The organism is Streptococcus sp. 27098_8_22 (assembly GCF_041432415.1).
GTDB lineage: Bacteria > Bacillota > Bacilli > Lactobacillales > Streptococcaceae > Streptococcus > Streptococcus pseudopneumoniae_M.
This window is the reverse complement of record NZ_JAPVZP010000001.1, coordinates 79,136-102,808: the sequence shown is the minus strand read 5'-3', so window position 1 is coordinate 102,808 and position 23,673 is coordinate 79,136. Positions and strand designations below refer to the sequence as shown.

The window sequence follows — 23,673 nt, the reverse complement described above, 5'->3', positions numbered from 1 at the left end:
ACGATAATTTAAAGCGCTAAGAAAAACAGTTGACATTTAAACTATGAAATGTTACAAATATAAATGATAACCGAATTATCGGTAATTAAATTATCGTAATATATTGAGGAGAAAGTAAATGTCAAACCGTGATACAAGCATTGATTCAAGGCTTATTGAAAGTGCTCGTAAAGAGTTCATTGAAAAGGGATTTATAAAAGCCGAACTGAAAACGATATGTGAGAATGCAAATATAACAACTGGGGCTGTTTATAAAAGATATAAAGGGAAAGAAGAACTGTTTAGAGCAGTTGTTGAAAAGGCTGTAGCAACTTTAGATAGTTTTGTTTCGGAACGAACAGATGTGGATTTCTCCTCTATGAGCGATGAAGAAGTAAGAAATACATGGATTATGAATGAGAAATACATCTTAGATGTGTTTCGAATCCTATGGGATATTCGAGAAGAATTTGTATTACTTTTAGAAAAATCCGCCGGGACAGTGCATGAGAACTTCGGGCATGATTTTGCTTATCGCATGACGCATGCCTATAAGCAATATTATGAAGAGGCAAAAAAGAGAGATATCGCTAAAGCGGAGATTACGGATGAGGAAATGCATGTTCTCTGTACGATATTTTGGACATCTGTTTATGAGCCTTTCATTCATGAAATGTCTTGGAAAGAAATTGAAGAGCATTGCAAAGTTGTATGCAGATTCATGGATTGGAAAAATGCAGTGGGAATAATGGATTAATAAATTCAGACCGTCGAAAGACGGTTTAAAATAAACAATAGCATTAGTTTAAACTAACTCGAAAGGAGAGCGAAATGTTTAAAAAAGTAGCTCCCTATATGGGAGAATACAAGAAATACACGTTCAGAGCGGTAATGATGATGTGTATTGGAATTGTGGCAAAAATAATGCCCTATTTTTTTCTGTATCAGATTGTTTCACCATTGACAAAGGGGCAATCGATTAGTTTGGAATATGTGATGCTGAAGGTGTTAGGGATACTTTTATCTGAAATCATTTATTCTTTTGTCTATGTGAAAGGACTGATATTTTCCCATATCAGTGCATACAATACCCTAAAAAATTTAAGAATATCTCTGCAGGGGAAACTGGAAAAACAGCCTCTCGGAAATATAGAGAGCCTTGGTACAGGACGTATAAAAAAGGTATTTACAGAAGATATTGATATGATCGAGCTTTTACTTGCTCATGCGATTCCGGAAGGGATTGCCAATATTTTGATTCCGTTTGCCATCCTCGTTCTGATGTTTGCGGTGGATTACCGCTTAGCTTTGCTTTCCTTTATTCCCATTCTCGTAGGAATCTTTGCCATGGGCATGATGATGAAGCAGGGCAACTCGAAAATGGATGCCTACTATGAATCCGCTGCAGTGATGAATAACACGATTATTGAATATGTAAATGGAATGGAAGTGGTGAAGGTATTCAATAAGGACGGCGATTCTTATAAAAGATTTAGAGAAGTCGTAAAGAACTACAGAGATTTTACACTTTTATGGTACAAAGCTTGTTGGCCCTGGATGGCCATGTATTCCAGCGTTTTGCCGAGTCTTTCGCTTTTCATTATTCCAGTAGGGGCATTTTGGGTTATCAGTGGAAGTCTTGCTTTAGATAAACTGATTTTAGTGCTTTGTTTGTCTTTCGCAGTCGGTCCGTCTTTTATGAAGGCGATGAATTATGCAGGAAAGTTTCCTCAGCTGAATTATAAAATAACAGAGCTGGAACATCTTATGGATAAACCGGATCTTAAAGAGGGAAGTGCAAAGTTTAGTAGCGTGAATAGGGATGTTCAGTTTGAAAATGTCAGATTCGCTTATGGAGAGAAAGAGATTCTTCATGGGGTAAGTCTCGAACTGAAGCAGGGAACGACAACCGCTCTGGTGGGAGAATCGGGAAGCGGAAAATCTACACTGGCTAAGCTTTTAGTGCATTATTATGACTTGAATGAGGGAAAAATCCGGATCGGTGGACAGGATATCACAGACATGTCTCTGGAAGCACTGAATAATGAGGTCTCTTATGTTTCGCAGGAGCAATTTTTATTTAATACAAGTCTGTATGAAAATATTCTTATCGGAAAGCTCGATGCGAAAAGAGAAGAGGTGCTCAAAGCGGCAAAGAGAGCGCAGTGTGATGAATTTCTGAAGAGACTTCCGGATGGAATAGAGACCATAGCGGGAGACGGCGGAAAGCAACTGTCCGGAGGGGAGCGCCAGAGAATTTCCTTGGCACGTGCGATTTTGAAGGATGCGCCAATTATTGTTTTGGACGAGGCTACTGCTTTTATGGACCCTGAAAATGAAGAAAAATTAAATGCTGCTCTTGATGAAATCACAAAGAATAAGACGGTGCTTGTGATTGCGCACAGACTTTCCACGGTAAAAAATGCGGATAAGATTTGTGTGCTAAAGGAGGGCAAGTGTATGGCAGCCGATAAGCATGAGAAGCTCTTGGAAGAATGTCCGGAGTATAAGAAATTCTGGGATGCCTCTGTAAGTGCAAGTACATGGAAGATTAAGGGGGAGAAGGCATGTTAAAGATACTGCATAGAATTGTTTGTATGACAGGAAAATATAGCTCCAGGATTAGAGCTTCGTATCTAACTTCTTTCATCAAGGGGATTATGATGAAGGCACCGTTAATCTTCAGTTTTTTTGCAATCAGTCTATTTATGAAGGGGCAGATGAATGAAAAGATATGCCTTTATCTCGGAATCGGTCTTGTTCTTTGTATAGCGGTAGAAGCTGTTTTTGAACACATCACGAATGTTCTTCAATCCGCAACAGGATATGAGGTGTTTGCGGATATGCGAATGAGACTCGGAAATCATCTCCGGAAACTTCCTATGGGATACTTTACAGAAGGAAATATGGGAAAAATAAGCACGGTTCTATGTACAGACATGGTGTTTATTGAAGAGTGCTGTATGGGTGTTTTGTCGGAACTTGTGACTTTTATGATTTCCCAGGGGCTCATGACACTCATGATGTTTGTCATGGATATACGATTAGGGATTGCCGCACTCGCAGTCGTTCTCGCCTTTGTTATCGTTGGAAATTGCATGATGAAAACGACCCTTGCGCATTCCAAGACGAAGCAAGAGGGAAGTGAATCGCTTACGGAAGAGGTTTTGGCTTTTGCCGAAGGAATAGGAATTATCAAGTCATTTAATATGCTAGGGGAAAAATCAAAAAGTCTTTCCGCTGAGTTTGATAAAAGCTGTAGGGAAAGTATTGATTTTGAGAAAAGTTATGGGCCGTGGGCGAGAGCTTTATGCCTTACTTATGGGATTGGCACATCCTTCATACTTGCTATAGCAGGCCTGTTATATGCGAAGGGAGAAATGGCGTCGGACTATATGGTGGGAATGGTACTGTTCTTATTTGATCTATTTATTTCCATAGAGAGCTATTATGGACAAATTACCAGACTTACCGTAACAGCGGCATCTTTAGACAGAATAGAAGAGGTATTTGAAGCGGAAGAACTTCATGATTTTGCTGATATTGCATTATCTAAAGATGCAGGGGGAAATGATTCTCTTGTTGAGTATAGCGATGTAAGCTTTGGCTATACAGGAAAGAATGTGTTGAATCATGTCTCTTTTACTATGAAAAAGGGGGAAATGACTGCTCTTGTAGGACCGTCAGGTGGTGGCAAATCTACAATAGCCTCTCTTCTTGCGAGATTTTGGGATATCAAGGAGGGAACGATTAAAGTTGATGGCAAAGATATAAAAAATGTTTCCTTGGGAAGCCTTATGGATAAAATCAGTATGGTGTTCCAGAGGGTTTATCTTTTTAAGGATACGATATACAACAATATCGTAATTGGTAGACCTGATGCTACAAGGGAAGAAGTAATTGAGGCTGCAAAGAAGGCAAGATGTTATGACCTTATTATGTCGTTTCCGGAAGGATTTGATACGGTAATCGGGGAAGGAGGAGCATCGCTTTCCGGCGGAGAAAAGCAAAGACTTTCCATTGCTAGATGTATCCTGAAGGATTCGCCCATCGTTATTTTAGATGAAGCAACAGCAAGTGTTGACGCAGATAATGAATGTGCGATACAAGAAGCGATTTCGGAACTATGCAAGAATAAGACGCTTCTTGTCATTGCCCATAGATTAAAGACGATAAGAGATGCAGACCAGATCCTTGTTATATCTGACGGGAAAATCATAGAGCGTGGAAATCACGAGAAACTCATGGAAAAAGACGGTGTTTACGCACATATGGTCTCCGTTCAGGCATCTTAAAAATGCAACATGAGAAAAAGAGAACTGTCCCGTTTTATATGTGATAAAATTTATTATCATAGACAACCCTTTTCAAATACAGTTTTGGGGTAGGAGCTAATGGGGAGATGCTGATGCATCTGAGTTTGAAATAATAGCTTAGTCAAATTTCACGAATAAGTATTTAGGTATTGAACAAGAGCAGTCATTCAACCTACTTTTAAAGTATCACAACAGCTTAGAGGGGAGCTTGTCTAAAGAGTATCTTGCAGATGTTAGATTGTATATACGGGTGGTGTGCTCCACATAAATACATTTGGAGAGAATAGAGAGAAATAGCTGTTTTGATTTGCTATAAATCCCAGTTTATAGACATGTTTCCACATACAGACAGCTTCACTTGATATACTCAGTGATCAGTCGTTTCATGTTGAGGCAGTATCACTGCTTGTACGAGCTGAGGCATCGGCGAAGTAGAAGCAGATGTTCTGCCCATGGGATAGCTGTCGTAGAGTGAGGAGATTACGACGAAACGATACGGTAACAGCGAACCGCTGAGTGTGTGGCACTTTTGTCCAAACTTGATGTCAAGATGTAAATAATCCAGTGGACACTATGTTTAAGACACTGGGGTGGAATAGATGTCTATTACAAAAAAGAAGAGGGTAGATTCCTTCTGCAGATAAAGGGGAAGAATACTATGTTTTATTGGGCATAGCTGTATGGACCGTATGTTTAAGTATTGTATCATAGATATGGACTCTGTAATGCACGGATTATGTAATTGGACATCACCAGCTAATAATAATGATGAACCCTTAGCTACTGCACTTGATCATGAACTTATCGCGAAGTTTGCTAAAGGGTTTATGGAATTATATAATGGGATTTATTTTTAAACAAAGACAAATTAGAATTTGTTGAATTTAGCAAGGTATAAATTTCTATGAAATGAGACCTATAAAACTTGTACGGATATTGTAGGGTAAGAAAAGAAATCTTCCTCTATACTAAAATAAACTGAAGGAAAGGGGGAATCGAAATGAATATTATCAAGTCGTTTAACGATACGATTGATTATCTTGAAACAGTTCTTGATGATGAAATTGATGAAAAGAAAGTAACTCAGTTATCCGGATATTCGTATTCAATGTTCAGTCGCTTGTTTTCTATTCTGACTGAAACAACGCTTTCAGAATATTTAAGAAGCAGAAGATTGACGGAAGCAGCCGTTATATTAAGAAATACGGATGAAAAAATTATTGATGTTGCTTTCAAATTTGGATATGAGTCATCAGATTCATTTGGAACAGCTTTTAAAAATTTTCATGGATTTACTCCTTCTGAGGTAAGAAATGGAAAACCATTCAAATTAGTATCACGAGTGCAGTTAGCACTAAGTGTAAGAGGAGGAAGAAGCATGAATATTACAATTCAAAAGAAAAAAGCATTTACAGTTGCAGGAATCAATGAACAAAACATCAATTCATCATTATGTCCGAGTATTTGGGATAAGCTATATGAAAAATATAGCCACGATGAGCTTATGAGTTTGGGAAGCGGTAAAAGTGTAGGCGTTTGTCATGATATTTTAGACCTTGATAATCATGATGTTTTAGATACCAATACAATAAACTATATGGCAGGATATATTGTTAATGATGTAGACAAAGCAAGAGGCATGGGCTTGGATGTTTTGGAAGTTGAAGAAGCAGAGTATGCAGTTGTAGAATTAGTAGGAAGTGTTCCGGAGTGCATTCATAACGGGTGGAAATATGCAATGGAAGTATTCTTCCCTGAGCATGGCTATATTCATTCAGAAAAACCTGACTTTGAATATTACTATGAAGGTGATATGCACAGCAAAGACTACAAAATGGAACTTTGGATTCCGATAACTAAAGCTTAAAAACAATTTTCCGAGCCGAATAAAATTAAATGCTGAAGATATAAGGCGATTAAGAAATAGAAATCTTAGTCGCTTTTTCTTATGCAAAAAATTAAAAAGAGAGGTGGTATGAGAAGTGGAATTTGATTATTTTTTATAACAGTTAATAAGATAAGCAGCACTATCATTATTTGAAAAACATTTCATAACATGACAACAGATGTCAAGTTATTGTGGTATAATATCTGTAGGAGATGTTAAGACGATGAAAGATAATAGACTATTTAGGATACTATATTACATTTTAGAAAGAGGAAAAGTTACAGCAAATGAGCTTGCTGATAAATTTGAGGTATCAGTCAGAACAATTTATAGGGATATTGACTCTATCAGCAGTGCCGGTATTCCCATTTATGCGCTGCAAGGAAAGGGCGGCGGAATAGAAATTGCTGAAGATTTTGTTCTTAGTAAATCACTGCTGTCTGAAAATGAGAAACAGCAAATTATGTCAGCTCTTCAAGGATTGGATAATACCACAATACAGCGTGAGAATGAGCTCCTAACAAAACTCTCTGCACTCTTTAAAATGAAAAATACCAGTTGGATAGAGGTTGACTTTAATAATTGGCAAAACAATAAGCTGTATGACAAAACTTTTGACGATATCAAATCTGCAATTTTAAGTAAAAACATTATTTCATTCACATATTTTAGCAGCAATAAAAAAGAAACAAACAGAAGTGTTAAACCTGTGAGATTGCTTTTCAAGAGTCAGGATTGGTATCTATATGCCCTATGTTTACTCAGAAATGATTTCAGATATTTCAAATTGTCCAGAATAAAGAATTTAGAAATCCATACTGAAAAGTTTGATGATAACTTTGAAGATGTAATACTCAAAAAAGAAACGCCACATGAGAATACAGTGAATATAAAAGTTAAGTTTGATCGAAAAGTTGCTTTCAGGGTATATGATGAACTAAACGGAGAAATTACAGAAGATAATGACGGAAATTTATATACTGAAATAGAAATACCGAATGACTATAATTTATTCAACTATATTTTTTCTTTCGGAGATGAAGCAGAAGTATTAGAGCCAAAGGAGATACGAATGCAGATTAAAGAAATGATAAATAAAATGGCAGAAAAATATATAATATGACAGATGGTGTCAAGTATCTTCCTGTATAATAAAAATAACCAAATGTAAAGGGAGAACTGGATAATGAAATATGAATGGAGAAAACAAGAAAAAAATCTTTATGGTGTAAAGCAAACACCTATCATTGTAGAAGTGCCAAAGCAAAAATTTATTTTGCTAAAAGGTAAAGGAAATCCGAATGAAGTGGATTTCTCAGATAGAATATCCGCATTATATTCTCTTGCCTATGCCATTAAAATGTTGTTTAAAAATGCAATGAAAAATAAAACTAATAACGAGATTACAGATTTTACGGTATATCCATTAGAAGGCTTTTGGAAAAAAGTAAATTTAAAAGAGCTTGATAAAAATAAACTGGAATACACATTGATGATTAAACAACCTGATTTTATTACACAAGAGATATTCACAAAGGCACTTGAAAATGTAAAAAAGAAAAAGCCCAACGTATTGTATGATGAGATAAGTTTTAGAGAAATAGAAGAGGGTAAATCTATCCATATTTTACATGTTGGAAGTTATGATGATGAGCCAAAGTCATTTGAACTGATGAATGAATTTGCAAGAAAATTTGATCTTACAAGAATAGGTGATTTTCATAAAGAAATATACCTAAGTAATAAAAACAGGACGTCAGAAGAAAAACAAAAAATTATATTAAGATATTCAGTTAAATAGGAGAGACTTGTTATGCCAAGACCAACGACAAAAAATGATTTAATGATTGTTGCTAAGGAAAACTATGAAAAGTTAAATTTATTTATCTCAAAGATGACTGAGGAAGGGTTAAATACACCATTTGACTTTTCAAAAGATGAAAAGAAAAAAGAAGCCCACTGGAAAAGAGATAAGAATCTAAGAGATGTTTTAATCCATCTCTATGAATGGCATCAGCTTATTTTGAATTGGGTACATTCCAATCAAAAGGGAGAAGAAAAACCGTTTTTGCCTGAGCCGTACAATTGGAAAACTTATGGAGATATGAATGTAGAATTTTGGAAGAAACATCAAAATACTTCTCTTGAAGACGCAACTAAAATGTTTCATAAATCCCATAGCGATGTTTTACAGTTGGCTGAAACCTTTACAAACGAAGAACTTTTTTCAAAAGGTGTATATAAATGGGTTGGGGGGAGTACACTGGGTTCCTATTTTGTAAGTACCACTGCAAGTCATTATGATTGGGCTATGAAAAAATTAAAAGCTCATCAGAAAAAATGTAAATTAAAATAGAGGAAATTAGGGTAGTAAAGTGCATTTTAAAGAAGTAAAAGGAAAATGGAATCAGTCTTTTGGAAGAGAACCTAAAACGAAATCGAAAAAAATGCATGATTGGTTTGGGGGCAAGTAGCATGAAAGAATATATTTTAAATTTAGAAAAAGAATTTTCTTTAATAGAAAATGGGTTTAAAGTAGAAGAGAAAAGAGCTCTTGCTGACTATCTATCAAACGATAATGCGTATACTAAAGAATTAGCATTTTTAGCCTTTAAATCCAATGTATATCAAGTTAGAATGTATAGTGTATTTCTCTTTGGCCATTTGTCATCGTATGAAGAATTTTTGATCTTCATGAGGGATGAGGTTTCAAAAGATGAAAATTGGAGAGTTCAAGAAGTATTAGCAAAAGCATTTGATGAATTTTGTAAGCAAACAGGTTATGAAAAATCTCTTCCGGTTATTGACGAATGGTTACAAAACAGTAATCCAAATGTTAGAAGAGCTGTTACAGAAGGTTTGAGAATATGGACGAGTAGACCATATTTCAAGGATAATCCAGATGAAGCTATTAAACGAATCGCAACATTAAAAGAAGATTCTAGTGAATATGTTAGAAAATCAGTTGGCAATGCTTTGAGGGATATTAGCAAAAAATTTCCAGAGTTAATCAAAGAAGAACTTGATAGTTGGGACGTTAAGAGTAAAGAGATTCAAAAAGTTTACAAGTTAGCAAGTAAATTTATTAAGTGACAATTATCAGCTATAAAGTTTGAAAAATGCTAACTATAGAATATTTTCATTCTAAAGTTTAATTTTAAACAACAACTCAATCACTTTCGTTCTATAATATAGAAGTTTGCTAGCGCTACATTGTGAGACAATTGTGTTGATGTCAAGGGTTGTACCTATTGCTTAATTAATGTATTGAAATGAAAGGATTTGTGGGAAGATGTAGAGTTCATATAAGGTCTTCCCAAGAGAATGAGCGAAAGTGAAGTTAGATTGGTAGTGGGCTACTGCGGATGACGAAGTTCTACTGTTAAAAAAGAGTTTAAAACATTATAAAAATATTGAAATGAAAGGATTTCTAGCAAGTAAATTGAAGTTACTAGGAGGGCAAAATGTGTTATGTTGATTTGGAAAAACACCTTGATAGAATTGGGATAGCTTATGAAACGAGTGCCTTCACAGACGGTATTCGACCGGAGTCAGAGGAGGATATAAAAAAGTTTGAAGCAAGTTATGCCTCCATACCAGCAGAGTACCGCTGGCTGCTACTTAACCTAGGTGGTTGCTATTTGGTAGAACCATGGATTTTTGACTTGAAGGAGTTGGAGGAAAATTATACATACTTTGAAGAGGCATACGAGGAGTATATGAGTGAATGTGAACACGGCCCGGTGTTTCCTATCGGAGGTTTAGGTGATGGAAGCATCGTATTTATAGACCTGAAAAGCGGTAAGGTTCGTGGATATAACAATGACTATGCTGACCTTGAGGAAATTGCGGAGAACTTTTCGGAACTTGTTTTAGATTTAGTAGAACAGGTAGAAAGCTTTTCTTGATACAATATATTCTATAGGGAGTATGTATCAAATGTTGCATCTACAATATGATTAAGATATGGAATATATTAAGAAGGTAATTGATCGAAAAGAGAAATATGAATGTAGGAATTAGTGACATTTATCATAAGTGTGATAAAACCAATATTTGGACTGAAGAAGCAAATGATAGAGTGAAAAACAGTATGGTGGCAGGACAGACTCAGTTTGATAGATTCTAGTTTAGCGTAAAATATGTACAACGGTCATTATATAGATTTGAATTTAATAAAGAGGTTCACAATGAGATTGTTTGATAAGTTAAAATTGAATTAAAATGCTATAGTATTAGTTGTTCTATACAACTTAGAATTTGACGAGGTGTAGATTATGGCTTCAAGTAAAGAATATTTAGATTTCATTTTAGAACAATTGTCCGAGTTGGAAGAAATATCATATAGAGCAATGATGGGTGAATATATAATTTATTATCGAGGGAAAATCATGGGTGGAATTTATGATGATAGATTTTTAGTGAAGCCTGTCAAATCTGCAATAGTGTATATGCTGTATGTAGAATACGAATTGCCGTATGAAGGTGCAAAGGAAATGCTATTGGTAGATGATGTTGACAACAAAGAATATTTAACCGGCTTATTCAATTCAATGTATGATGAATTACCTGTAGCCAAACCAAAGAAAAAGAAATAATAAAATCTCAGTTTATCTAGGTAATACCATTTAACGATAACCTTGTGCTATCGTTAAAAAGTTTATAAAACAGACAAGACTACCTGGCATAATTAGTGTTCACTCGTTTCATGTTGAGGCCGTACCACTGCTTTTCCGAGCTGAGGCATCAGCGAAGTAGAAACAGATGTTCTGCCCATGGTATAGCTGTCGTAGAGTGAGGAGATTACCGACGAAACGATACGGTAACAGCGAACCGCTGAGTGTGTATCTTTGCTCGTAAAAGCATAGAAAGCTTGGTATGAATCAATAATGAAAGGCCTTGATTGTAAGGCTTTTTTTGTGTTTTTGTGATAGAATATAGTTAGTTATAAATCGAGAGTAACTAAGAAGCAGTAAATATTTTATTCTTAAAATAATCAAGATAAGGGCGATAGAATGACAGAAATTGACAAAAAGAATTTAAAAAATTATCTATGTTTTACATTTGGAATAACTTATATAGCTTGGGGGCTTCTTGCCATCTTTACTCAATCTCATATTTTGGGATTAGAAACATTTATAGGGAGAATGTTACATATAGTAGGTGCACTTGGTCCAGCTATTGCAAGTGGCTTTTATTTGAAAAGGAATAAAATAAAATTTAATCATTTTTTATTTAAAAAGATAGGAAATAGTAGTATTTATTTCATTATTCATTTGTTAGCAATTTTGATACTATTTTCTGTATCTTCCTTAGAATTAAATGGAGTATCAATTTATCTGATGCCATTATTCTTTATACAACTAATTTTTTTTGGTGGTGGACATGAAGAATTAGGATGGAGAGGAATATTACAACCATTACTTGATAAAAAATATACATATTGGCAATCTAATTTGATTGTAGGATCAATTTGGGGAATATGGCATCTACCTTTATGGTTTATAGTTGGAGAAAGTCATCAAGGATTTCCTTTTATTTTATTTTTTGTATATACATTATTTTTAAGTTTTGTTTTAGGGCTTCTTTACCGTCAAACCCAATCAGTGGGTTACTGTATATTATTTCATGCGTTCGCAAATTTGTTAAATCTCTATTTTGTTTTAAAAATTAATGTTACTTTTATTATCATTTTTATTGGTTATTTAATCTATACTATATTGGCTAGTAATAGAATTAGTAAGGAAAAGAATTTTTATCCAAAATAACTGGATATACTCTAGAAAATGAAGATGATTATGTTCAAGGTAATAAAGTAGAAATAACGAACATTTAGATGAAAGGTTTAGAGTAAATATGAGTCTCTTATTTGAAGAATTTAAAACCATTTGTTTCCATTTAAATCGAGTCGGAATTACACCGACACTGATGGGGTCTTTGGGATTGGAATTTAGAACGAAAGAAAATTGGGGGCCGTCTGACATTGACATTCATGTGCCTGGTGACCATAGAGGTTGGGAAGCACCTGATCATCTCAGAATTTATGACTGGGACAAGATAATGAAAGTGATGAAAGACTTAGGCTACGTCTTAATAGATATTCATGAGCATGAATTCCAAAAGGATAGAGTGAGTGTTGAATTTGGAAGTATCGATTCCTTACTTGATTTTGCAGGAGTTTCGGAATCGGATATAGAGCTTATTCACATTGAAGGCATCACTTTTCGTCTTCCAAGTCTGGAGCAGTATCTAAGTATTTACAAAGCTTCTTCTCAAGACTCCTATCGAAATGATCACAATAACAATAAGGATTTTAAAAAGATCGAGTGGCTAGAAAGACATTTATAAATTATCATATGAAAAGTAGTAAGTTGTAAGACTGGCTGCTATGTTATTTTTATTGCTTATTTAATTTATACAATATTGGCGAGTAATAGAATTAGTAAGGAAACAACATTTTAAAATTTAGATTAGGTATCCATTATTGAAAGTAACTTGTGGTCATTCTAGATAATCAATGTTAGAGATTTTTCTATTTGATGATGCATCACTGCTTGTTCAAACTGATTGAACAAGTATTTATCTAGTGAAAGTCCTACAGTAAGGAGTTTAAATATGAAATTCCATGAATTTGGTGATAAGAATTTGCCTTCTATCTTGCTGATACATGGCGGTGGCAGTTCTTGGTGGAATTATCTTCGTCAAGCACGAATCTTGTCGAAAAAATACCATGTTATTTTACCTACTTTGAATGGTCACGGCGAAGAGAACCATCTCGATTATGTTTCTACTGAAGCTTCTGCTTTGGAGATCCTAGACTATATCAAAGAACACTGTGGCGGGAAGTTGTTTGCGATTGGTGGTGTTTCACTTGGTGGTCAAATTGCCATGGAGCTTTTGTCATTAGACAGCGAGATAGCTGAGAAGGTCATCATAGACGGAAGCCTCTGTATTCCTCAACCAAGATTAGCTAAAATCAGTATTTTTCTGGTACGTCTATTTGGCAAACTGATGTTTAGTAAATTCTCTTGTAAACTTCAGTTAAGCATGATGAACAAACTCTATCCTAAACTGGCTTATCCAGAGGAACTAAAAGATTATTATTTGGAGGATCTGCCAAGGACCCCTATCAAAACATTGGTGACCATTTACAAAACCTATATGGGACGTTACAAGCTGAAAGATATGATTTCTGCTAGCAAGTCTCAGGTTCTGTATATCTATGGTGAAAAAGAATTGAACTGCGTGAAAGAATCAGCGAAATTATTTCAACAACTGCATCTAAATACGATTTTGTATGAAGCTAAGGGCTATAACCACGGCTATTTATCAGCTTACCTGCCTCAAGAGTGGATTAATTTGGTGGTGCCATTTTTAAAGAGTGATTCATTGGAAATGTGTAATGAATCTGATATATCATAAGGAGGAATCTGATGCTAGGAGCAATAGTTGGAGATATTGTTGGTTCTGTTTATGAATGGGACAACATTAAAACGAAAGACTTTCCATTTTTTAGAGAAGACTGCTTTTTCACAGATGATACGGTGATGACCTGCGCCGTTGCAGAAGCAATTATGAATGGTGGTCAGAAGGATGACTTCATTGATGCCATGAAGAAGTATGGTAGGATGTATCCTGATGCTGGTTATGGTGCTAGGTTTGATACATGGATTCATAGTAATGACAGCTCCCCTTATAATAGCTTTGGAAATGGCTCTGCCATGCGCGTTTCTCCGTGTGCTTGGGCGATGGATTGTAGTTTCTGTGCACGAACGGGAGCCTGGCCGTCCAGAAGAGCTCTCGCGCGACTTTCTGCAGAGGTGACGCATAACCATCCAGAAGGTATCAAGGGAGCTATGGCGACGTCTGATGCTATCTTTATGTGTCGGTATTACTTCGGAGGATACTGTGGCGACTATGAACAACCAATCAATGATAACCCTGCGGAGATTAAAAGACGTATCAAGGAACATATCGAGAAAGAGTATGGATATGACCTTTCTAAAACGTTAGATGAAATTCGTCCTACGTACCGTTTCAATGAAACGTGTCAGGATACGGTTCCTCAAGCTATCGTTGCCTTTCTAGAAAGTACAGATTTTGAAGATGCGATTCGAAATGCGATTTTCCTTGGTGGGGATAGTGATACTCTTGCTGCAATCACAGGAAGTATCGCCGAGGCAGCTTATGGAATTCCTGAGTGGATTAAGGACAAGGCCTATAGCTATCTCGATGAGCCTTTGAAAGAGGTGCTCAGACGATGGGAGAAAGAAGTTTCAATATCATAACGGATACTAACTAGTCAGTATTAAACTCTAAAAATAAGATTAAGGAAGTTGAGCAAATACTAGGGTAAAGAGTTATCACCTTTTGAGAAGAAAAGGCAGAAACAAACTTAACCAAATAATGAGCTTGACCACTGAAAAACAGCAAAGCGACGAGATAAGAAACAATCTCGTCGCTTTTGCTTTAAAGTTAATGTTGCCATGGATTCACGTTGCTCTATTCAGGTATTTACTCAGATTTTTGTTTATTCAAGAGGAGGATACAAGTCATTACTGCAATACAAGATACAAGAATTAGATACCACAGGTTTTCAAGACTAAAATCATTCTCTAGCATCAATCTGTATCCCCAATAAGCTGGGAAAAGTCGCCCTAATATTTGGAGAAAATCAGGTAGCAAACTAATTGGAAACATAATCCCTGAAAGCATAATTGAAGGCAAAAATACAAGTTGAGCTAACATGGTCTGCTTTGCCTGATTTTTTAAAGTAAGTCCAAGAATACTTCCAATACTCAATGACACAATAATATAGATGGTGAGTGAAAGTAAGAAAATCGGAAGTTGAGTCGGTAGACTTGCTTTAAATAAAATAGGGGCAAGTAGCAGGATCACAATGCTGGTCATCATTAAATGGACAAAAGCCGAGAGAACCATAGTTAGCAATCCTAAATAAATAGGCACTCCATTTGCATTATAGATTTTTTTAATGTCGCTTCCATAAATTTCAACTAATGAGGGGGGCAAGCCAAGAAAGGCCCCCATTGAGACACTCATGACTATCATAGATTGTATGAGCGTACTTCCAATCCCAGGCGAAACGGAAGTAAAAATACCACCCATGATAAGAAAGAAAAGAAGCGGTACAATATAGAAAGTAACCAAGAGAGATTTGCTTCGTATATCTAATTTCCACTGTAATACTAAACTATATAGAAAACAGTTCATTCTGATTCCCTCCTTGCAATTTTGATGAAATGCTGTTCCAAGGTGCCACGATCAACCTTAATATCCAATATTTGGATTTTTTTCTGCTTGCATTCATTCAATAATGAAATTAAGGTATCCTCAATATTAGTCGTTTCAAAAGACTTCACTCCCTCTTGAGTCTTTAAATGGATATAGTATCTTCTTCCAACCTTGTCTGTCAGTTCTGAAGGAGTGCCACAAAAGACAATCTTTCCACTGTTCAAAATAGCAATGCGGTCACATAAGGTCTCAACTTCAGCCATATCATGACTTGCCAAAATGATTGTTTTCCCTTGTGATTTGAGATTCCGTATTTGTTCGTGGAGGGATAGTCTTGCTTCAACATCAAGTCCCGCTGTCGGTTCATCGAGGAAAATAATATCGGGATTTCCGATAAGTGCAAGGGCGAGATGTAGTTTTCTTTTTTGTCCCGTAGATAATTGCAGGTATTGTGACTTCTCAATTTCTTTTATTTTCAGAGCTTTAAGCATATTATCATCAATTTTTGTTTGATTCCATTTTGCAAAGAGCTTTATCGCTTCCATAGGTTTAATATGAGCGGGCAAAGAAGATGACTGCAATTGAATTCCCATTTTGCCGTTTACAACAATAGAGCCTCCATCATATTTTCTCAGACCTTCAATACATTCAAGCGTTGTTGTTTTCCCAGCACCATTCACACCAAGTAAAGCGAAAATTTCTCCTTTTACGATTTGAAAATTAAGACCTTTTAAGATCTTATGACAGCCGTAATTCTTATTTAGTTCACGAACCTCTATTGCGTATTTCATGGTTACACCTCCTCAAAGGGATTGGTTCCAAGTCTTGAAAAATAAACTTGCAAAGCTGGCTCTAAATAATCATTAACGATCTTTTGTTTTTCTTCCCAAGCGTTAGTGGCGGTATCAATATTACCGACTTCCATCAACTTCGGAAGCATAGTCATATCTCCATTTGTAAACTCCATAATCAAGCCCCAGTATTCTAGAACAACTTGTTGGCATTGTTCGCTATCAGCTGGCACCTTTTCTTTTTGGAGACGCACAATCTCATCACTTAGGCGGTTCAATCTGTCCATAAAGTCTAGTCCGCTTTTCTTGTCAAATCGACTGCGTATCTGGTCGAGCGTATCATCATCAAAGCGCTTGATAAGAGAGTAGGAGTCATTCTTCATTTGTAGATTAACAATAATATCAGCATACTTCTTAAAATTAACCGTTTGCATCTGTAAAACTTCTGTTTTTAACTGTTCTATTGCTGCCAAAGAATCCTTAAGTTGTTTAATATTTATACGTATAGCATCCGCCTGCTCGGTAAGAGCATTTGCAACTTCAGATGGAGTTTTCAAAGAGTTCAAACGTCCCTTTATGTCCTTAAGAGAAAAACCAAGTGATTTCAAGGATATAATCTGATGAAGCATAACTAGATCTTTATCGGTATAAAGCCTACGTCCTCCCTCACTTTCTGCAGACGGGGAAAGCAATTCTTCTTTATCGTAGTATTGTAGAGTACGGACTGTAACTCCCATTTTCTTTGCGACTTCCCCAACTGTCATAAAACCTTCAGGGATTGCTCTGAATTTTGCCATCATTCTCACCTCCTAATATATATTATATATCATTACGTAAGGTCATGAGCAAGCGCTTTATAAAAATTATTGATTAAAGATTTATTCTAGTGATCTCGTTTACTTAATATAAATGAAAATGCTTGTGAAAACACCTATTTTAAGATGACAAAAAGGAGTTGAAAGAGAAGTCCCAAAACAATTACTTGCATTTAGTATATCTTTTTGCTTTGTTCAATGATTGGTGCTATAATCTAGTTAAAAAGTAAAGAAAACATAGGAGATAGATGATGAACTCAACTTATATTATTGTATTTTTTCTTGTCCTTTGGCTCTTGCTTTTTGTTGTATTTATGATTGTATATAGCAATAGAAAGAAAAAAGCTGTTAGCTTTGTTAGTGATAATAGTGATAAAGCTATTGTTCATTTATACTGTTCAAAAACTAAAATTAATGGACGGAATTTTGCTGACTTTAATCCAATAACTGGAGAAAACCTAGAAAATGTAGTTGCTTTAGTTCCAGGGAGATATACAATCGAGGGCGTTTATAAAACGACTGAGACTCGATTGAACAAAACAATCAATATCAAATCAGAAAATATCAGTATGACTCTTGACTTGGAGGCTGGGAACACCTATTCAATAGCTATGTACCTATACTCTCCTGAAGAAAGACAAGAGTATGAGAATGGTAAAACTGATGAAGTTGTTTTGAGTGTTCCGTTAACCATTTCCGTGGGTAGTGATTTCATCAAAGCATACATTATTTGCTACAAAGAAAAATGATTATTTAAGAGGCTGGGCATAAGTTTGTTACTGGCCTCTTTTCCTAAAATTAAGTCAAGCTATGAGCAGCATCATTTTGTTAAGTAGACTTGCCAATCAATCCGAATTTGTGGGGGGAGATAAATGTTATGAAAAAGAGTACCTATAATCTATTAACTAAGATTCCTATACACGGAGTTTTATTAAAACAATCGAGTAAAGGTGAGATGAGGCTATGCAGTCCATTCCTTCAAGATTTGGCGGAAGAAGGGATTAGACCAATTGAAATTTATGAACTTTTAGAAGAGAAATATCCAGGTGAAGTGGTAACAAGAGAACGTTTTTATGAAGGTTATAATAAAATACTTGAATTAAAGTTTAAGCAGGAGATTAACAAAATTTAATTTCTTACTTTTATTTTTCAACAGAAGTACCACAGGCTGAGATAGTAATAACGTAAAAATGATCAGAATTAATAGAAATAGTTAAAATTAGAGGATGATAGATGCTTATATTGGAATTGTATCAAAATCATTATTCAAAAGATTTAGCCGCTTTTGATTCTTTAGAAGAGGGGAAAGCTTTTGTAGCTCAAATTCCTGGTTATACTTTAGAAAATGAAGATGGGTTTGAAGTGGAGTATGTGAATCCAAAACACTTGCCGGATTATATGGAAATTGTCTTCAATGGAAATATTGTCCCTTTATCTAGATTTTCGTTTAATTCTGAGGAAAATGTGGATATTATTTGGAAAGAGATTTCGAATCTATCCGTTAAAAATGATAAAGTAATCGAAGGATATTCAAAAATCGATGCCTATGTCGTTAACAACGATGAAGTCAAAGCTTATGTCGAAGCAAGAGAAGGAAACTTTCGAAAGGCAAAAGACTTTTTAGAAGGCAATGGATTTGAAGTTGATAGAAGTTTTTTCGGAAGTGAAGACGGTGAAGCGATTCTCTACAGAAAACGCGACACCGAAGATTGGCACTTCCTATGTCACTTAGACCCAATGTTTGTAGAGATTGAAAATGTCGAAGGATATGTGAAAGAAGCGATGAAAGATATTCAATAGTCAACCAAAGTTCTTTGTGAGTGTATGCCACTGCTTTAGTAGACGGATTGAGCAGTAAAGAGCAACATCTAGCACTATCTAGCTTCTTAAGGAGAAATATCTATCATGAAAATGGAAATCAGGAAAACCTATCTAGTGAAAAATGATATTTTCAGTTTAAAAAAAGGTGAACTCTGGACCTTAGTTGACAAGGGTTATCAGGCTTATTTTGGTGAACATAATTTCGTCTTTGTCAATGATGATAAAGTGAAGGTATTCGCAGTTTTACAAGATAGTTCAGAAGAAGATATACAAATTTACCATCATCTGGATGACTATCTTGAAGAAGTTACTCACGAAAATTTCTGAAGAAGGTGAGCTGCAAATTGAAAATGCTCGCTTTTAAAAAGTTTACTGAAATATTTTTGTGGGAAATCATAATTTTTAATATATTTAGTGAGAAAGTTAATGGATAAAGAATTTTATATGACACCAAATTCTGAAGAAAGCAATCTTGTCCTGAAACAGGCTTTGAAAGAACTAATCGAAGATATGTACGAAAAGAATATAATATCAGGTTTGTTAGAGGATGATATAGATAGTTAATCCTTTGAGGATCTTGTTCTTTCTTTAAGGGATAAACTTAAAGAATGCTATCCTAAAACTAAGCTCAAACGAATGATGAAGAGCATCCATTATGCGAATGGTTTTGAAGATAAATCTTTAAAAGAAAGTGCTTTTCTCTTGGATGAGATTGAACAGTATCTTAGTAGCAATCGCTTTCTTGATCATGATCAAGCGGTCAAGTTTTCTAATGACAGAATTACTGCTGATGGCTTTGAAATCAATCCCCAATCTCTAGTTTTAATCATGATTGAAAGTTTGCATAGCTGAGAGAAGCTGTATAGGATATTGAGAAAATATGCGTAATGATAATAAAAGAGAAAGGTATAGCTATGTCTTATGATTTAGTAGTATTTGAGAAATCAATCGCACCAGCTAGTAAAGCTGAATTTTTAGAATGGTATGAGGAGCAAGTGGAGTGGAAGGAAGACCACGATTATGATTCAATTGAAGTTAGTTCAAGCAAACTAAAAAGTTGGTTTCTGGACATGATAAAACTATTTCCTCCTATGAATGGTGACTTTGATATGGATGATGCTTTAGAGAGTGACCAAGAGCTGGAAAGTCGTTTTACTGACTATAGTATTGGTAAGAATCTTATCTATGCAGGATTTGCATGGTCACAAGCAGAAACAGCCTATAAGACAATGCTCATGTTAGCCTCAAAACATGATGTGGGATTTTTTGATGTCAGTGGTACTGGGGCAATTATCCTATCTGAAACTATCAAGTTGGATTAAAAGATGAGCCAGGTTAGTTCTTAGGAGATTTTATGATTTCCATAGCTTCCTAGCATATGTATTTATTAACCCTTTTACAGGGAATTAATTTTGGGATAGACGTCCTTACAGTGGCTATTCCGATTATCAAAAAGATCTAGACTGAAACCAAGCTGAAAGCCATCTGGTTCAGTCTTTTTTTCTGTTAATGTAGTATAATAAAGGGTGTAGGAATTCTATTTTTTAATAGGATTATTCTAAGAACGAAAACCATCTAGAAAGAGAAAAAATATGAAGCAATCACTTGAATTTTTAAGAGAAAGAATCACCGATAAGATGCCCTTAGAGGAAATGGTAGCAATCTTTGAAGACTTGTGTCGTCAGCCTATTGAGGATGAGATGATTTTATTTGAAACAGGGACATTTACAGCTATATCTGATAAGCCAATGTTTCAACTATCCTTAGTAAGACAAGCTCCAAATGAAGATGAAGAGTTTTATCAAATTCACCTTGATATTTTCTATGAAGCTAATCGTGAGAATCAAATCTTTAGTGAATCGACCTGGGATGAAGATTTAGAGGAAAATATTTTTGATTACATTAGAGCTTCAGAGGTGTTTGCCTATGCTAAAGAGCAGGAATACCAAGCGGTCAAAATTTATCTGGAAGAAACTTAAGAAAAGGTAGTAATATGTTTCATTTTTTTAAGAAAAAAACATACAAAAAACTTGAAATCAATCTCCACAACAATTCAATGATTTTTAACGGAACCAGCTTAGCTTTTCCTTTGTCCTTGAAAGATATTGAAACTGTTTTGGGGAAGCCTGACCAGGTTGTCAAAAGAGATAATAAGTTTATTAAATACATTTATGACAATATTGGTATTGTATTTGAACATTCTTTCTCGATTAAAAATCATTTAAAAAAATCTAAAACATACATTGATGAGGAACATTTGATTTCTACAGTTTTCCTCTACTATGGCGATGTTGTAAAATCTATGACTGGAGAGAAAGAATTGCCAAAGCAACCATGCCAAGCTGTGGTATTATCAGATGGAAAATCTCCTTATTTCTTTTCTGATAGGCATAGAGTAGGGGAATTTAACCTTATTTTATGGACTCCTTATGGAACAAATTTTAATGGAACTACAGAGACAATCACAGACACACTTTCTATTTCCTATTTTCCAGAGATAAAAAATGAACGGGAAAGTTACAAGTTAAAAACACCTGATGAAGAAGTGCTTCACTTTGACAATATAAATTTTAAACTAGCTATTATCCAGGTTTTGATGTATGATCTAGAGGTTTTAAAACCTGTTTTTAATATTTTTGACTTTGCAGAGGAATCCAGTGAGTTGAATATCGACACAGAAAGTATGGAGATTATTCAGCCGGCCCTTGAATATATGATGAATCTTCCTATACCTAAGAAATATGCTGAACAAGTCCAAGAAATCTATATGGATGGAGGTAACGAGATTTATATGAATCTGATACCTCAGTGGGACGGTGAAGATGATAGCTTCGATCTAAATGAAGTTAGTCTTAAAGAACTGCAACAGTTTCCTAATCTGAATCAAGCGACGATTATGACTAGTAATTTTAAGCAAGTCAAAGAAACGTTCGACAAGCAAGGGGTTCAAGTGAAGGTATTATAATTGTTGCATTTATCTGAATAAATCATAAATGGATGGTATAAGTTCTTTAAGGATAAGGGCTAAAAAGGAAAGAAATCTGGTGTTGGAAAATGAACATTCTTGATCTTAATTCTAATCAGAAAGAGACTATATTGTTAATCCACCCGATGTTATCATCTGCTCAAGGAATGAAGTCGCTGATTGCAGACCAGATGGGGCAAGAGTTTAGATATATTATTCCGGATTTGTCGGCACATGGGCAATCAGCTTCGCTCATCTACGAATCGGCTCTTAAGGAAAGCCAGATGATTTATGATTATCTAAAAGCTCATCATATAAAAGACTTGTGTTTAGCCTTTGGTGCATCCTTGGGTGGAGTTGTATTACTGCAATTATTGAATTACAACGATATCAGGTTTGGGAAACTTGTTTTTGAAGGGGTCAGTTTATGGACCAAAGCGCCTTTGCTTGATGTCTTTACTAGGTATTTATTGTTAATAAAGCATAGAAAAGCTCTGCGAAATAGAGATCTAGCTGTTCGTAAGATGGTTGCACTTTATGGAGAAAAAGGAGAGATGATGGCGGATTCTTTCATTGCTATGGATGAAGAAAGCATCAAACATATTTCCCATGATTGTGCCTTCGTAGCTTTGCCTAACCTTACGCTAGAGGAACAAAAAAATTGTGTTTTCTTTTATGGTTCAAAAGAATTCGACTTGATTTCTGCTAAAAAAGTTCTTCCCAAAAAGTATCCTCATGCCACATTTCACATTTGGCAAGGATATGACCACTGTTGTAAGATCACTGAAAATTCGGCAGTTTACTGTAAATTATTAGAAGAAATGATTTTAAAGAAAAATTTCAGTTCCAATGAGGTAACACATGACAAGTAAAAAATCTAATCTTGAACATTATAGAAATATGTTAAAACAACCTTGGGGAAAGATACAATATGAAATAACCTTTGCCCAACTTGCTCACCTGGAAGGTAAGAAAATTCTTGATTTTGGATCTGGATTTGGCTTGGTCAGTGAATTTCTCTCTCGCAAGAATCAAGTTATTTCTGTTGAACCTAATGAGGAAATGCTCTATGCCAACTCTTCCACATCCTATGAAAAATTGCGGGGAAGTATTGACCAACTCGTTCGTTTTACGGATAAATCCTTTGATCTTGTCCTTTGCCATAATGTTTTAGAATATATAGATCCTAATGACCGAAAAGACTATCTTCTGGAGTTCAAAAGAATTTTAAAAGATGATGGCTTAATTTCAATTATCAAGCATAATCAAGTTGGAAAAGTTCTACAAAGTGTTGTTTTTGCTAATGACATCAATCAAGCATTTAGCTTACTCAATAGTGAAAATTTTGAGAGCCTATCTTTTGCAAGTGGTTCTACTTATACGATTGAGGAAATATTAACTTTGTCTGGTCTTAAATTAGAAAACTATTTGGGGATTCGAACATTTTACAGTCTACAACCAAATGAATTTAAGAGCAAAGAAAACTGGTTAGAAGAAATGACAAAGATTGAACTTGCAGTATGTGATTTAAAACCCTATAAAGATATTAGTTTTTTACAACATTTGTGGCTAAAAAAATAATAGAAGCATAGGTTTTGTTTTAAAGTAAAACAAAAACTGATGTATATGAAAAAAAGTAAATGAGATGATTTCTTCAGTTTGTAACTTGATAAAATTTTTTCCACAAATCTATTTTTCCAATTTTGAAAGAATAATTCTTAGACAGTTCAGGATTGTATCTATTTTAGTTCAGTACTTTCAATTTTTGTTTTTAGAAATTTCATTATATAATAAAGTATATCAAAAAAGATATATTGATAGCCTAAAGATTTAAATAGATATTGAG

The 23,673-nt window shown here is 35.0% G+C and carries 28 protein-coding genes; 25 read left to right on the top strand and 3 right to left on the bottom strand.

Going from position 1 to position 23,673, the window contains the following annotated elements; all coding sequences use genetic code 11:
- Nucleotides 1-118 precede the first annotated feature (118 nt).
- The 14 genes from O3633_RS00525 to O3633_RS00460 all read left to right on the top strand — a co-directional run bounded on the left by O3633_RS00525 (nt 119) and on the right by O3633_RS00460 (nt 14,471).
- Nucleotides 119-736: a TetR/AcrR family transcriptional regulator gene (locus O3633_RS00525; RefSeq protein WP_070577905.1), complete on the top strand. Its 618-nt coding sequence runs from the start codon at nt 119-121 to the stop codon at nt 734-736.
- Between the two features lie 74 nt (nt 737-810).
- Complete coding sequence (locus tag O3633_RS00520; RefSeq protein ID WP_371620030.1) at nt 811-2,553, top strand: ABC transporter ATP-binding protein; 1,743 nt, start codon at nt 811-813, stop codon at nt 2,551-2,553.
- Entirely contained in the window at nt 2,547-4,274 is a 1,728-nt protein-coding gene (locus O3633_RS00515) for an ABC transporter ATP-binding protein (RefSeq protein ID WP_371620029.1), read from the top strand. The genes O3633_RS00520 and O3633_RS00515 overlap by 7 nt, the downstream gene beginning before the upstream one ends.
- A gap of 1,021 nt (nt 4,275-5,295) precedes the next feature.
- Complete coding sequence (locus tag O3633_RS00510; protein WP_001021400.1) at nt 5,296-6,162, top strand: AraC family transcriptional regulator; 867 nt, start codon at nt 5,296-5,298, stop codon at nt 6,160-6,162.
- Nucleotides 6,163-6,406: 244 nt separating this feature from the next.
- Nucleotides 6,407-7,306 carry a helix-turn-helix transcriptional regulator gene (locus O3633_RS00505; RefSeq protein WP_371620028.1) on the top strand — a complete coding sequence of 300 codons (900 nt, stop codon included), beginning with the start codon at nt 6,407-6,409 and terminating at the stop codon, nt 7,304-7,306.
- Between the two features lie 63 nt (nt 7,307-7,369).
- Entirely contained in the window at nt 7,370-7,984 is a 615-nt protein-coding gene (locus tag O3633_RS00500) for a GyrI-like domain-containing protein (protein ID WP_371620027.1), read from the top strand.
- Nucleotides 7,985-7,996: 12 nt separating this feature from the next.
- A complete protein-coding gene (locus O3633_RS00495) occupies nt 7,997-8,539 on the top strand; it encodes a ClbS/DfsB family four-helix bundle protein (RefSeq protein ID WP_371620026.1) in 543 nt (180 codons plus the stop codon).
- A gap of 119 nt (nt 8,540-8,658) precedes the next feature.
- Complete coding sequence (locus O3633_RS00490; RefSeq protein WP_371620025.1) at nt 8,659-9,276, top strand: DNA alkylation repair protein; 618 nt, start codon at nt 8,659-8,661, stop codon at nt 9,274-9,276.
- A 371-nt stretch (nt 9,277-9,647) separates the two neighbouring features.
- A complete protein-coding gene (locus O3633_RS00485; protein WP_371620024.1) occupies nt 9,648-10,091 on the top strand; it encodes an SMI1/KNR4 family protein in 444 nt (147 codons plus the stop codon).
- A 369-nt stretch (nt 10,092-10,460) separates the two neighbouring features.
- Nucleotides 10,461-10,781 carry a TfoX/Sxy family protein gene (locus O3633_RS00480; RefSeq protein ID WP_371620023.1) on the top strand — a complete coding sequence of 107 codons (321 nt, stop codon included), beginning with the start codon at nt 10,461-10,463 and terminating at the stop codon, nt 10,779-10,781.
- 417 nt (nt 10,782-11,198) lie between these two features.
- Nucleotides 11,199-11,951 (top strand): CPBP family intramembrane glutamic endopeptidase, encoded by a 753-nt coding sequence (locus tag O3633_RS00475; RefSeq protein ID WP_371620022.1) that lies wholly within the window; start codon nt 11,199-11,201, stop codon nt 11,949-11,951.
- Between the two features lie 88 nt (nt 11,952-12,039).
- Nucleotides 12,040-12,531, top strand: a complete 492-nt coding sequence (locus O3633_RS00470) for a nucleotidyltransferase (protein ID WP_371620021.1) — start codon at nt 12,040-12,042, stop codon at nt 12,529-12,531.
- Between the two features lie 267 nt (nt 12,532-12,798).
- Nucleotides 12,799-13,605: an alpha/beta hydrolase gene (locus O3633_RS00465; RefSeq protein WP_371620020.1), complete on the top strand. Its 807-nt coding sequence runs from the start codon at nt 12,799-12,801 to the stop codon at nt 13,603-13,605.
- Between the two features lie 11 nt (nt 13,606-13,616).
- Nucleotides 13,617-14,471, top strand: coding sequence for an ADP-ribosylglycohydrolase family protein (locus O3633_RS00460; protein WP_371620019.1), 855 nt, complete (start codon nt 13,617-13,619; stop codon nt 14,469-14,471).
- A gap of 226 nt (nt 14,472-14,697) precedes the next feature.
- Here O3633_RS00460 and O3633_RS00455 read toward each other — a convergent pair whose 3' ends face one another.
- Genes O3633_RS00455 through O3633_RS00445 form a run of 3 tightly spaced genes read right to left on the bottom strand, consistent with a single transcriptional unit; the run spans nt 14,698 to nt 17,026 of the window.
- Complete coding sequence (locus O3633_RS00455) at nt 14,698-15,414, bottom strand: ABC transporter permease (RefSeq protein ID WP_371620018.1); 717 nt, start codon at nt 15,412-15,414, stop codon at nt 14,698-14,700.
- Nucleotides 15,411-16,226: an ABC transporter ATP-binding protein gene (locus tag O3633_RS00450; protein WP_371620017.1), complete on the bottom strand. Its 816-nt coding sequence runs from the start codon at nt 16,224-16,226 to the stop codon at nt 15,411-15,413. The genes O3633_RS00455 and O3633_RS00450 overlap by 4 nt, the downstream gene beginning before the upstream one ends.
- A gap of 2 nt (nt 16,227-16,228) precedes the next feature.
- Nucleotides 16,229-17,026, bottom strand: a complete 798-nt coding sequence (locus tag O3633_RS00445; protein ID WP_371620016.1) for a MerR family transcriptional regulator — start codon at nt 17,024-17,026, stop codon at nt 16,229-16,231.
- A 266-nt stretch (nt 17,027-17,292) separates the two neighbouring features.
- Between O3633_RS00445 and O3633_RS00440 the strand changes: the two genes are divergently transcribed.
- From O3633_RS00440 to O3633_RS00390, 11 genes are all read left to right on the top strand, one after another.
- Nucleotides 17,293-17,790, top strand: a complete 498-nt coding sequence (locus O3633_RS00440; RefSeq protein WP_371620015.1) for a hypothetical protein — start codon at nt 17,293-17,295, stop codon at nt 17,788-17,790.
- Between the two features lie 128 nt (nt 17,791-17,918).
- Nucleotides 17,919-18,173 carry a hypothetical protein gene (locus O3633_RS00435; RefSeq protein WP_371620014.1) on the top strand — a complete coding sequence of 85 codons (255 nt, stop codon included), beginning with the start codon at nt 17,919-17,921 and terminating at the stop codon, nt 18,171-18,173.
- Nucleotides 18,174-18,274: 101 nt separating this feature from the next.
- A complete protein-coding gene (locus tag O3633_RS00430; protein WP_371620013.1) occupies nt 18,275-18,841 on the top strand; it encodes a hypothetical protein in 567 nt (188 codons plus the stop codon).
- Between the two features lie 105 nt (nt 18,842-18,946).
- Nucleotides 18,947-19,189 (top strand): phosphohydrolase, encoded by a 243-nt coding sequence (locus O3633_RS00425; protein ID WP_371620012.1) that lies wholly within the window; start codon nt 18,947-18,949, stop codon nt 19,187-19,189.
- A gap of 99 nt (nt 19,190-19,288) precedes the next feature.
- Nucleotides 19,289-19,426: a hypothetical protein gene (locus tag O3633_RS00420; protein ID WP_204373576.1), complete on the top strand. Its 138-nt coding sequence runs from the start codon at nt 19,289-19,291 to the stop codon at nt 19,424-19,426.
- Nucleotides 19,427-19,498: 72 nt separating this feature from the next.
- Nucleotides 19,499-19,714: a hypothetical protein gene (locus tag O3633_RS00415; protein WP_204373577.1), complete on the top strand. Its 216-nt coding sequence runs from the start codon at nt 19,499-19,501 to the stop codon at nt 19,712-19,714.
- 62 nt (nt 19,715-19,776) lie between these two features.
- Nucleotides 19,777-20,184, top strand: a complete 408-nt coding sequence (locus tag O3633_RS00410) for a hypothetical protein (RefSeq protein ID WP_049529597.1) — start codon at nt 19,777-19,779, stop codon at nt 20,182-20,184.
- 270 nt (nt 20,185-20,454) lie between these two features.
- Nucleotides 20,455-20,841 (top strand): hypothetical protein, encoded by a 387-nt coding sequence (locus tag O3633_RS00405; protein WP_371620011.1) that lies wholly within the window; start codon nt 20,455-20,457, stop codon nt 20,839-20,841.
- Between the two features lie 14 nt (nt 20,842-20,855).
- A complete protein-coding gene (locus tag O3633_RS00400; protein WP_524539356.1) occupies nt 20,856-21,827 on the top strand; it encodes a DUF6892 domain-containing protein in 972 nt (323 codons plus the stop codon).
- Nucleotides 21,828-21,916: 89 nt separating this feature from the next.
- Entirely contained in the window at nt 21,917-22,699 is a 783-nt protein-coding gene (locus O3633_RS00395) for an alpha/beta hydrolase (protein ID WP_371620009.1), read from the top strand.
- Nucleotides 22,689-23,408: a methyltransferase domain-containing protein gene (locus tag O3633_RS00390; protein WP_371620008.1), complete on the top strand. Its 720-nt coding sequence runs from the start codon at nt 22,689-22,691 to the stop codon at nt 23,406-23,408. The genes O3633_RS00395 and O3633_RS00390 overlap by 11 nt, the downstream gene beginning before the upstream one ends.
- Nucleotides 23,409-23,673 lie beyond the last annotated feature (265 nt).